We start from the raw sequence: 11342 nt of genomic DNA, 5'->3' as shown, positions 1-11342 counted from the left end.
GGCGCGGCGACCACGCAGTGGCAGGGGCGGTGCGAGGCGTGTGGTGAGTGGAACACCATTGTCGAGGAGATCGTCGATTCGGGGGTCGGCGCCGGGCCGAAGTCGGCGGTGGCCGGCGGGCGGCCGGTGGAGCTGCTGCCGCTGGCCGGTGAAACCGAGACGGCGGCGCGCGTCGAGACCGGGATCGGGGAACTCGACCGGGTGACCGGCGGCGGGTTCGTCATGGGCTCGGCGGTGCTGGTGGGTGGCGATCCGGGGATCGGCAAGTCCACCCTGCTGCTGCAGGCGGCGGCGGCCATGGCGCAGCGCGGCAGGCGCGTCGTCTATGTCTCGGGCGAGGAGGCGGTGGCGCAGATCCGGCTCCGGGCCCAGCGGCTGGGGCTCGGCGACAGCCCGGTGCTGCTGGCATCGGAGACCAATGTCGAGATCATCCTCGCGACCCTGCAGAAAGGCCCTGCCCCGGACCTCGTGATCATCGATTCGATCCAGACGCTGTGGACCGATCGGGTGGAGAGCGCGCCCGGCACGGTGACGCAGGTGCGCACCTCGGCGCAGGCGCTGACGCGGTTCGCGAAGAAATCCGGCGCTGCCGTGGTGCTGGTCGGGCACGTCACCAAGGACGGGCAGATCGCCGGCCCGCGCGTCGTCGAGCACATGGTCGATGCGGTGCTCTACTTCGAGGGCGACGCCAGCCACACCTTCCGCATCCTCCGTGGGGTGAAGAACCGCTACGGCGCGACCGACGAGATCGGCGTGTTCGAGATGTCCACACTGGGCCTGCGCGAAGTGGCCAACCCCTCGGCGCTGTTCCTCGACCAGCGCGACAAGGACGCGGCCGGCTCGGCCGTGTTCGCGGGCATGGAGGGGACGCGCCCGGTGCTGTGCGAAATCCAGGCGCTGGTGGCGCCCTCGCCGCTCGGCACGCCGCGGCGCGCCGTGGTGGGCTGGGATTCCTCGCGGCTGTCGATGGTGCTGGCGGTGCTCGAAACGCGCTGCGGGGTGCGGATCGGGGCCAACGACATCTACCTCAATGTAGCGGGCGGGCTGAAGATCAACGAGCCGGCGGCGGACCTCGCGGTGGCGGCGGCGCTGATCTCCTCGCTCACGGGGTCGCCGCTCCCCTCCTCCAATGTGTATTTCGGCGAAATCTCGCTGGCGGGCGGCGTGCGGCCCGTGGCTCACGCGGCGCAGCGGTTGCGCGAGGCGCAGAAGCTCGGCTTCCAGGGCGCAGTGACCGGCCGGCTGGGGAAGGGCGACATCCCGAGCGGCATCGCGGTGGGGGAGTATGCGGAACTCGCCGAACTCATCGGCCGCATCGCGGCGCGCGGCACGCGCCAGGCAGCGGAGTAACCGCTTGGCAACGCATCGCGCTTTCCGTGAACATCGGCCATGCGCAGTCCGGTCACGGCTTGGCTTTGCCCCGATTAGCGGCTACACGGGATTTTGAAGCGGGTCCCATGGGCGGGTTTTCTACATGTTGACTGCATTCGACGTCGGCATCGGCGTTCTCGTCCTGATCTCGGCGATCCTGGCCACGGCCCGCGGTTTCACCCGCGAAGTGCTGTCATTGGCGACCTGGGCGGGCTCCGCGGCGATCGCGGCCTATGCCTATTTCAACCACAAGGACATCGCGCGCGGCTATATCGCCGAGCCGATCGTCGCCGACATCGTGACGGTGCTCGGCACCTTCATCATCGCGCTGATCATCCTCCATCTCATCACCATGCGGATCGCCGATTTCGTCGTCGATAGCCGCATCGGGCCGCTCGATCGGAGCCTCGGGTTCATCTTCGGGGTCGCCCGCGGCGTGCTGATTGCGGTGATCGTGGTGATCTTCGGGCTGTGGCTGATGCCGTCGAACCTGCCGTCCTGGGCGGCCGAATCGCGCTCGCTGCCCATATTGAAGGGCTTCGGCGACAGCCTGATCGGGCTGTTGCCGCCGGATCTCGAAAAGCAGGTCACCGATATCCTGCAGCGTGGCGCTGGCGGCGCCGGCGAGGACGAATCTCCCGCCGAGTCGCCGACTACCCCCGATGCGACGCCGCCGGACGAGAGCACCGATGTGCCGGAAGACGCCACTCCGCAGGACACGGCGCCGGCCACCAACACCTGATGAATTTCGGGTGACTGCATTGCAAATCCGTGACCGGGACCGCATCTGCGGTCCCGTACCGTTTGGCCCGCTCTGAAATCGAGGTGTCCATTTGACCCAGAACGCAAAACCGATCGCGGAGTGGGAACATGATACGCTGCGCGAGGAATGCGGCGTGTTCGGCATACTTGGCCACCCCGAAGCCGCAACGCTGACCGCGCTGGGGCTCCATGCCCTGCAGCATCGCGGCCAGGAAGCGGCAGGCATCGTCAGCTTCGACGGCAAGCAGTTCCATTCCGAGCGCCAACTCGGCCTTGTCGGCGACCATTTTACCGACCCGGCGACGGTCAAGCGCCTCCCCGGCCACATGGCGATGGGGCATGTACGCTACTCGACCACGGGCGAGACCATCCTCCGCAACGTGCAGCCGCTGTTCGCCGAGCTCGAAGTGGGCGGCATCGCCATTGCGCATAACGGCAACTTCACCAACGGGCTGACGCTGCGCCGCCAGCTGATCGCGCAGGGCGCCATCTGCCAATCCACCTCGGATACCGAAGTGGTGCTGCATCTCATCGCGCGCTCGAAAAAGGCCGCGTCGTCCGACCGCTTCGTCGACGCGCTGATGCATCTCGAGGGCGCGTTCTCGCTCGTCGCCATGACGCGCACCAAGCTGATCGGCGCCCGCGACGCCAACGGTATCCGCCCGCTGGTCCTGGGCGATCTCGACGGCAAGCCGATCTTTGCGTCCGAGACCTGCGCGCTCGACATCATCGGGGCGCGGTTCGTGCGCGATGTCGAGAATGGCGAAGTGGTGATCTGCGAGATCCAGCCAGATGGGCGCTACACTATCGATTCGGTCAAGCCGTTCGCGCCGCGGCCCGAGCGCATCTGCCTGTTCGAGTACGTCTACTTCGCCCGCCCGGACTCGATCGTCGCCGGCCGGCCGGTCTATTCGGCCCGCAAGCGCATGGGCATCAACCTCGCGCGGGAAGCGCCGGTCGACGCCGACGTCGTGGTACCGGTGCCCGATGGCGGCACGCCTGCAGCGATCGGCTACGCACAGGCGAGCGGCATTCCGTTCGAGCTCGGCATCATCCGCAACCACTATGTCGGCCGCACCTTCATCGAGCCGACGCAGTCGATCCGGGCCTTTGGCGTCAAGCTCAAGCACTCGGCCAACCGCGCCGAGATCGAGGGCAAGCGCGTGGTGCTGATCGACGATTCGATCGTACGCGGCACCACCTCGGTGAAGATCGTGCAGATGATGCGCGATGCCGGCGCCCGGGAAGTGCACATCCGCGTCGCCTCGCCGATGATCTTCCATTCCGACTATTACGGCATCGACACGCCCGATCCCCAGAACCTTATCGCCAACCAGCACCCAAATCTCGAATCGATGTGCCGCTTCATCGGCGCGGATTCGCTCGCGTTCCTCTCAATCGACGGGCTCTACGACGCGGTGGGGGGAGTGAAGCGCAACCCGCTGAACCCGCAATTCACCGACCACCATTTTACGGGTGATTATCCCACGACGCTCACCGACCTGACGGGCCGCACCAAGAGCGACCCCAAGATGCTGTCGCTGATGAAGGAAGCGAGCTAGGGGCGCGGGCTCCCGGGTCCATCGCGGCTGTGGACCCCCACCCCTGTCCCCTCCCCTACTGGGGAGGGAGCCCTCACATGGAATGCAGTGTTTTGGTCTCCCTCCCCATTCTTAGGGGGAGGGATCAAGGGTGGAGGTCGGCCGGCGCAGGCCGTCGATTGTCCCTTCTCGAAGCATGCCCTCCCCGCTAGAACCTCGCCGAACCTCACGGAATCCCCGAAATGACCTCCCCTACCCTCGCCGGCAAGATCGTTCTCGTTACCGGCGCTTCGCGCGGCATCGGGTATCAGGCGGCGCTGGAGGCGGGGCGGCGGGGGGCGCATGTGATTGCGGTGGCGCGCACGGTGGGCGGGCTCGAGGAGCTCGATGACGCGATCCAGGCGGCGGGCGGCAGCGCTACGCTGGTGCCGGCGGACCTGCGCGACGGCGACGCCATCGACCGGTTGGGCAGCGCCGTATTCGAGCGCTGGAAGAAGCTCGACGGGCTAGTGGCGAACGCCGCGATGCTCGGCGGGCTGAGCCCGGTGGCGCATTTCGAGCCGAGGGAGTTCGACCGGGTAATGGCGCTCAATGTCACCGCCAACTACCGCCTGATCCGCTCCGTCGACCTGTTGCTGCGCCAGTCTGAGGCCGGACGGGCGGTGTTCGTCTCGTCGTCGTCGGCACACTCGGCCAAGGCGTTCTGGGGGCCGTACGCCGCGAGCAAGGCGGCCCTCGAAGCGCTGGTCAAGAGCTATGCGGCCGAGACCGGCGGGGTGACCGCGGTCAGGACCAACGTGTTCTACCCCGGCGCCGTGCGCACCGCGATGCGCGCCCAGGCCATGCCGGGCGAGGACCCGCAGACCCTGCCCCACCCTTCGGTGGTGGCGCCGAAGCTGATCGACATGATCGAGCCGGGGTTCACCGCGAACCGCATGCTGTACGATTGGGAAAAGTCGGAACTGACGGCGCTTTAGAGGTGTTCGCCTCCCACCCCCTTGAGTGGAGGGATCGAGGGTGGGGGTGGTGGGGTTCGAGAGCCGATGGTCCCCTCCCCCGGCCCTCGCCTCATGGTGAGGGGAGCACCCGCCTAGCTCAGCCGCGTCACCAGAATCTTGTCGACCCGGCGCCCGTCGAGGTCGAGCACCTCGAAGCGCCATTTGCCGCGCTCGAAGGTCTCGCCCACTACCGGCAGGTGGTTGAGTTCGGCCAGCACGAACCCGGCAACCGTCTCGTATCTCGCGTCCTTGGGCACCGGCACGCCGATATGCGCCTGGAACTCGTCGACCTGCATCCAGCCTGAGACGAGGAAAGAGCCGTCGGCGCGGATGACGTAGGATTTCTCGTCGCCCTCCTCCTCCTGAAAGGCGCCGGTGATCGCCTCGAGGATGTCGCCGGGCGTGACGATGCCTTCGAAATGGCCGTACTCGTCGAACACCAGCGCCATGTGCACCAGCGAGCCGCGCAGCGCCTTCAGCACGTCGAGGGCGCTCGAGCGGTCCATCACCACCGGCGCCGCCTTCACCAGCGCACGCAGGTCGAGCGGTTCGCGCGCCAGTACGTTCTCGACCAGGTCCTTCCGGACTATCACGCCGATGATCGAATCCACCGCGCCGTCCTGCACCGGCAGCACCGAGTGCCGCGTGGCGCGAAGCTTTTCGAGCATTTCTTCCTGCGTCTCGCTCAGATCGATCAGTTCGACATCGAGGCGCGGCGTCATCAGGCCGCGGGCCGAACGGTCGGCAAGGCGCATGACGCCCGAAATCATGTGCCGCTCTTCGGTTTCGAGCACGCCGGCGCTCTCGGCCTCGGCGATGATCGTCTTCACCTCCTCGTCCGTGACGCGCTCCTCGGTCTCGCCGCTCTGCCCGACCAGGCGCAGCACCAGCCGGCCGGAGATATCGAGCAGCCAGACCAGCGGCGCGCCGATCGAGGCGAGGAAGGCCATCAGGGGGGCGACGCGCGTGGCGACGCCTTCGGCGTCCCGCAGGGCGATCTGCTTGGGCACCAGCTCGCCGATGATCAGCTGGAGGTAGGTGATGATGATGACTACGATGCCGACGCCCAGGGGCATGGCGACCGAGGCGTCGATGCCGGCCCCGACCAGCGAGCCACCCAGCCGCTCGCCCAGCGTGGCGCCGGAGAAGGCGCCGGACAGCACCCCGACCAGCGTGATGCCGATCTGCACCGAGGAGAGAAACTTGCCGGGGTCTTCCTGCAGCTTCAGCGCCGTGGCGGCGCCGCGCTGCCCCTCGGCGGCAAGCACTTTCAGGCGCGCCGGCCGGGAAGATACCACCGCCAGTTCGCTCATTGAGAGAAGGCCGTTGACCAGGGTCAGGACGGCGACAATCAGGATTTCAAGAAACAATGCCGTATCAAGGTTGCGGCCCCGCACTCAGCATCGGGTCGCTTGGAAGGCGAGACTTATAGCGGGAGGTTGGCTGATTGGCCAAGGGTTGCTTTGGGGGGCCCGGTGGCTGCGCGGCCCTTACCCGTCTCGCGCTTCGCGCGATCCACCCTCTCCCCAACGGGGAGAGGAATACCGACTGCGAGGTCGGCGCTCTATTCTTCTCGCCGTCGGGGAGAAGGTGGCGCGTAGCGCCGGATGAGCGGGGGCCGGGCCCCTACTTCTCGCTCTTGTCGAACGGGTTCTTCCCACCCCGCAGCCAGAGCCTGATTGGCGTCCCCGGCATGTCGAAGGCATCGCGCAACCCGTTCACCAGGTACCGCTGGTAGGCGTTGGGCAGCGCCTCGGGGCGCGAGGCGAAGAGGATGAAGCTCGGCGGGCGGATCTTGGCCTGCGTCATGTAGCGCAGCTTCAGCCGGCGGCCGGAGACGGCCGGGGGCGGATGACTCTCGGTCATCCCCGCCAGCCAGCGGTTGAGCCGCGCGGTCGAGACGTGGCTGTTCCACTTGGCCTCGATGGCGAAGATCGCGGCCATCAGCTTGTCGATGTTGCGGCCCTGCAGCCCCGAGATGGTGACCAGCGGGATGCCCTTGAGCTGGGGCAGGAAGCGCTCGAGTTGCTCGCGCAGTTCGGTCAGCGCCTTGTTCTTGTCCTCGATCAGGTCCCACTTGTTGACCGCGATCACCATGGCGCGGCCTTCGCGCTCGACCAGGTCGGCGAGGGTCAGGTCCTGCTTTTCGAACGGGATCTGCGCGTCGAGCAGCAGCACCACCACTTCTGCGTACTGGATCGAACGGAGGGAATCGCCGACCGCGAGCTTTTCGAGCTTCTGTTCGATACGCGCCTTGCGCCGCATGCCGGCGGTGTCGACGAGGTTGATGGTGCGGCCGTTATATTCCCACGGCACCAGGATCGAATCGCGGGTGATGCCGGCCTCGGGGCCGACCAGCAGCCGCTCCTCGCCGACCATGCGATTGATCAGCGTCGACTTGCCGGCATTCGGGCGACCGATGATGGCGACGTTGAGGTAGCGCTTGGGATCCCAGCGCTTGGCCGGGCCTTCCTCGGTCGAGCCGTCATCCACCGGCAGGTCGACATCGACCTCGGGCATCTGGTCTTCCGGCAGCGCCGCCTCGGCGGCCTTTTCGGCCGCGGCGTCTACCGCCTTCGAGACGATGGCGTGAAGGTCGGCAAGGCCGAGCCCGTGTTCGGCCGAGAGCGCCACCGCTTCGCCGAAGCCGAGATTGTAGGCCTCCATCAGCCCCGGATCGGCGGCCTTGCCCTCCGCCTTGTTGCCGATCAGGTGCACGTCCTTGCCGGCGCGGCGCAGGACCTGGGCGAAGCGCTCGTCGAGCGGGGTGACCCCGGCCCGGGCGTCGATCATGAACAGGATGACGTCGGCGTCGCGGATGGCGATCTCGGTCTGCTGACGCATCCGGTCTTCGAGCGAGCCGTCGGTCTTGTCCTCGTAGCCGGCAGTGTCGAGCACCTTGAAGCGCAGGTCGCCGATCTTGCCTTCGGCCTCGCGCCGGTCGCGGGTGACGCCGGGCGTGTCGTCGACAAGCGCGATCTTTCGGCCGACCAGCCGGTTGAACAGTGTCGACTTGCCGACATTGGGGCGGCCGACAATGGCGACGGTGACGGTCATCGAGACCCCAATGCTAAGGCGAAGGCGAAGTTCAGTTCGCGGGGGCGGCGGGCGGCGCGTCCGCGGCCGGAGCCGCGGCATCAGGCGCTGCCGTGGCAGGCGGGGCGGTATCGAGGGCCGGCGCGTCGCCGACCGAGGTCTCGGCGGGAGCCGTGGTCACGGGTGCGACGGGCGCCTCGGCAGCGGCGGCATCCGCCGGCGGCGGCGCGACGCCTTCCGCGAACAGTTGGGCGAGATAGACGTTCAGCCGGTTGCGCGCGTCTTGGCCGGCCTGCGGATCGTTAACCGCATCCTCAAAACTCTGCCGCGCGCCTTCGAGATCGCCGGCCTTGTACTTGACGAGGCCGATCGCCTCGCGGGCGGCGTTGCGCATCGGGCTTGTCGCACCGACGAGGCCGCCGACACGCTGCTCGACCTGCGCCACGTCGCCGCTATCGACGAGCAGGTTCGCCGCCAGCACCAGCGCCAGTTCGCGCAGGTGCGCATTGGACTGACTGGTTGAAAGCGCGTCATAGGCCGCGACGGCTTCCGCGGTCTTGCCCTGCTGCGCCAGCAATGACGCTTCGCGGAAGCGGGCCAGTGCCGGATAGCCGGCATGGCCGCCCGCGATCACCTCGTCGAGCGCCTTCTGCGCCGCTGCGGCATCGGTGCCGTCGGCGAGCTGCAGGGCTGCGTAGAACTGATCGGACGACTTCGAAGAATTGGAGTTCTGCCACCAGTTCCAACCCTCGGTTGCCGCGACGATCAAGACGATGGCCACGGCCGCGCCGATTACGTAGGGGCCGAAATCGCGCCAGAGCTTGCGCATCTTGTCGCTGCGCAGTTCTTCGTCGATCTCGCGGATGATGTTTTCGTTGGACATGTAGCTCTGGCGGAACAGGGGGGTTCGAATTCGGCCGCACCATAGTGAGACGGGGTTGCGAATGCAAACGTCGTGCGAGGCCTGCTTGCCGCGGGTCACGAGGGAGTGAAACGGGGCAGCAGGTTGCGGACCTACTTTGGGTCACCGGCGACCGGCAACGTGCATTCTCCCCTACGGCGGGTGACGCCCCGATGGTCCTGATCACTTCGCCGCCATCCCGAGCGGCGCGTTCGCCTGCTGGTAGTAGGCGGCGACAGCGCTGATGTCTTGATCGCTGAGTGTCTGGGCGATCACCGCCATAGGGTCCGGACTGTTCTTGCGGAAACCTTGCTGCCACATCTGCAAGGTGAAGGTGATGTACTGGGCGTATTGACCCCCGAGGTACGGGATCGCCGGCGGCGCGCCCGAGCCGTCGGGTCCATGGCAATTGTTGCAATGCAGCTTGTCGGGCCCGCCCGCCATCGCCAGTTGTGCGCCACGCTTGACGAGCTCTGGATCGGGTGCTGCGAGCGGCAGGAACGGCGCGTCGACACCTGCAAAATAGGCCGTCACATCGGAAATATCATCGGGTGAAAGCGCCTTTGCGACCGGCGTCATGATGGCGCTCGTCCGCACCCCCGAGGCAAAATCGCGCAGTTGCTGAGCCAGGTAGTAGGCCGGCTGGCCGGCGACCCGCGGAAACGCGCCGCTACCATCCGAGGCACCGTTGAAGGCGTGGCACAAGGCACAGGCTGGAGCGCCGGACGCCGTGCCCTGCGCAGCGATCACTGCCCCGTGGCTGGGGTCGGGTTGGCGGCCGGAGGGGCTCTGGGCCAGAGCATTCAGGTTGACGAGGTAGTCGACGATGGCCGTTTCGTCCGCGGTGGCAAACGGGGCGTGAAAGTCGTGCTGCATCTGGACCACGATGCCCTGCCAGGCGGATCGAGTCAGGCCGGGCTGGGTCAACACCATGCCCGTCGAGTGACAGATCAAGCAGTTGCCGTTCATGGCGTCGGCATCGTCTCCGCCGGGAAAGATGCCCTCACTGCGCGGGAAGCTGACGGCGACCGATTGCAACGTCACGCCGCCGCCCGTGACAACCGAAGGGGTGGACGCGACCGGTGCAGCATTTGCGGCGACGGCCGGCTGAGCGACCCACCGCACGGGCATCGCGATCCCCACGAGGATCAGGCCAACCGCCGCGATAGCGCTCCCGGCGATCGCATTGGTTGTCATGGCCATCGCTCCCTCCGTGCTGCTCTGATCAAGCCACCTTGAGCTGGACGCGCTCGATGACGTTGCGCATGAAGCCGCCACCGTTCCAGTTCGGCTCGGCCGGCTGGACCTCACCTTTCGTGTTGGTGCAGCGCACCAGCACCGTCAGTGTTCCGGTTTCGGGCGCCTGAAGCTGTGCGCTCCATTGGCGGAAGCTGTAGGGGCCCTGGTCCTCGCCCAGCACGGTCTGCATCCAGCTTTGCCCGCCGTCCAGCGACAGCGCCACCTGCGCAACGCCGCTGTCTCCGCCGAACGCGATGCCCCTGACCTCCACCGGCGCGCCAGCCTTGAGGGTGGTCGCGTCGCTGACATTGGTGAAGAAGGAGCGCGGCACCAATTGGCTGACCGGCACTGTCTTGAACCCGGTTTGCCCGGGCGTCACGCTGGCATGCGGCGTGTCGGGAACGCGATACCCGACCGCTTCGAAATAGCTCTGGTCCGGCGCATCGAGCACTTCGATGTCGCTCAGCATCTTGACCCAGTAGTCGGCGTACCATCCCGGGACAACCAAACGCACCGGGAAGCCGTTCAGCAGCGGCAATTGCTCGCCGTTCATCTGGAAGGCCAGCATCACCTCGCCATCCCGGGCGTGGTCGATGTCCAGGGGTTTCATGAACTTCGGCGCCCCCGCGACGACGGGATCGTCCAAACCGCCGGATCGCACTGCGACGGCACCGGCCTTCACACCTGCCAGGTCAAGCACATTGCGCAGGCTGACACCCACCCAGCGGGCATTTCCCATCGCCCCGTTCTGCCATTGAGCGCCCGCTACCCGCGGTTCGAACAGACCGCGCGAATTGCCCGAGCACTGGCAGACCGCCGCGACCTCGACCCGAGGCATCGCCAGCAGATCACCCAGCGACAGGGAGACCACCTGGTTGACATGGCCGCGAACGGTAAGCGTGAAAGTCGTGACATCGATGGCCTGGGGGATCACCGCCCAGTGCCAGCGCACGAAAAATCGGTCATTGGGAGTGAAGACTCCCTGATCGAACACCTCGAACGGCGTCTCGAGCAAGGGAGGCCGAGTGCGCTGCAGAATCATCTCCGCCTTCTGCGGAAACGCCGACGTCAACTCGCGCCGGTTCGGTCCCCCCGGCAGATCGAGATTGACGTAGGTTTCGGCCACGCCGGGAAAGGTCGCAGCGATCCCGGCGAAGATGCCGGCATTTCGCAGGAAATGACGACGATTCTGGAGGCCAGTGAAGTTGCTCATGCGGCCACGCTGCATCTGGTGCGCGTAACCCATATGTTAACGAGAAACACCCGTTACGGGTAGGGTTTCGTCAATTTTTGCCGCGAAAGACGCGACGGCTATTGCCGACCCGTCATTCCCACTCGATCGTCCCCGGCGGCTTCGACGTCACGTCGTAGACCACCCGGTTGATGCCGCGAACCTCGTTGATGATGCGGGTGGCGGCGCGGCCGAGGAAGTTCATGTCGTAGGGGAAGAAGTCGGCGGTCATGCCGTCGACGGAGGTCACGGCGCGGAGCGCG

9 protein-coding genes and 1 pseudogene are annotated in these 11342 nt (G+C 66.8%); 4 read left to right on the top strand and 6 right to left on the bottom strand.

The annotated features are described in order from the left end of the window. The 4 genes from radA to JWQ89_RS19685 all read left to right on the top strand — a co-directional run. Positions 1–1350 (top strand): DNA repair protein RadA (gene radA / locus JWQ89_RS19700; RefSeq protein ID WP_299643859.1); only part of this gene is annotated, 1350 nt, incomplete at its 5' end. Between the two features lie 124 nt (positions 1351–1474). Then, on the top strand, positions 1475–2113 hold the full coding sequence (locus JWQ89_RS19695) for a CvpA family protein (RefSeq protein ID WP_299643858.1): 639 nt from the start codon (positions 1475–1477) through the stop codon (positions 2111–2113). Between the two features lie 91 nt (positions 2114–2204). Then, positions 2205–3695: an amidophosphoribosyltransferase gene (purF, locus tag JWQ89_RS19690; RefSeq protein ID WP_299643856.1), complete on the top strand. Its 1491-nt coding sequence runs from the start codon at positions 2205–2207 to the stop codon at positions 3693–3695. A gap of 221 nt (positions 3696–3916) precedes the next feature. Next, on the top strand, positions 3917–4651 hold the full coding sequence (locus JWQ89_RS19685; RefSeq protein WP_299643855.1) for an SDR family NAD(P)-dependent oxidoreductase: 735 nt from the start codon (positions 3917–3919) through the stop codon (positions 4649–4651). Between the two features lie 113 nt (positions 4652–4764). On the opposite strand, the gene JWQ89_RS19680 is transcribed toward JWQ89_RS19685, so the two are convergent. The 6 genes and pseudogenes from JWQ89_RS19680 to JWQ89_RS19655 all read right to left on the bottom strand — a co-directional run. Then, positions 4765–6027: a hemolysin family protein gene (locus tag JWQ89_RS19680; protein ID WP_366144024.1), complete on the bottom strand. Its 1263-nt coding sequence runs from the start codon at positions 6025–6027 to the stop codon at positions 4765–4767. Positions 6028–6298: 271 nt separating this feature from the next. Next, positions 6299–7729, bottom strand: a complete 1431-nt coding sequence (gene der, locus JWQ89_RS19675; RefSeq protein WP_299643850.1) for a ribosome biogenesis GTPase Der — start codon at positions 7727–7729, stop codon at positions 6299–6301. 31 nt (positions 7730–7760) lie between these two features. Then, positions 7761–8591, bottom strand: coding sequence for a tetratricopeptide repeat protein (locus JWQ89_RS19670; protein WP_299643849.1), 831 nt, complete (start codon positions 8589–8591; stop codon positions 7761–7763). Positions 8592–8792: 201 nt separating this feature from the next. Beyond that, on the bottom strand, positions 8793–9812 hold the full coding sequence (locus JWQ89_RS19665) for a c-type cytochrome (protein WP_299643847.1): 1020 nt from the start codon (positions 9810–9812) through the stop codon (positions 8793–8795). Positions 9813–9834: 22 nt separating this feature from the next. Then, entirely contained in the window at positions 9835–11061 is a 1227-nt protein-coding gene (locus JWQ89_RS19660) for a molybdopterin-dependent oxidoreductase (protein WP_299643846.1), read from the bottom strand. 112 nt (positions 11062–11173) lie between these two features. Continuing rightward, a pseudogene (locus JWQ89_RS19655) lies at positions 11174–11342 on the bottom strand (GMP synthase (glutamine-hydrolyzing)); the annotation flags it as partial.

This window comes from Devosia sp., from assembly GCF_028290645.1.
GTDB lineage: Bacteria > Pseudomonadota > Alphaproteobacteria > Rhizobiales > Devosiaceae > Devosia_A.
This window is presented reverse-complemented; position numbering and strand designations above follow the sequence as displayed.

What these genes read in the sequence shown, in the direction of transcription:
- der (WP_299643850.1), bottom strand. Translation starts at nt 7,729, where the DNA reads ATGACCGTCACCGTCGCCATTGTCGGCCGCCCCAATGTCGGCAAGTCG.
- JWQ89_RS19665 (WP_299643847.1), bottom strand. Translation starts at nt 9,812, where the DNA reads ATGGCCATGACAACCAATGCGATCGCCGGGAGCGCTATCGCGGCGGTT.
- JWQ89_RS19685 (WP_299643855.1), top strand. Translation starts at nt 3,917, where the DNA reads ATGACCTCCCCTACCCTCGCCGGCAAGATCGTTCTCGTTACCGGCGCT.
- JWQ89_RS19660 (WP_299643846.1), bottom strand. Translation starts at nt 11,061, where the DNA reads ATGAGCAACTTCACTGGCCTCCAGAATCGTCGTCATTTCCTGCGAAAT.
- JWQ89_RS19670 (WP_299643849.1), bottom strand. Translation starts at nt 8,591, where the DNA reads ATGTCCAACGAAAACATCATCCGCGAGATCGACGAAGAACTGCGCAGC.
- JWQ89_RS19695 (WP_299643858.1), top strand. Translation starts at nt 1,475, where the DNA reads ATGTTGACTGCATTCGACGTCGGCATCGGCGTTCTCGTCCTGATCTCG.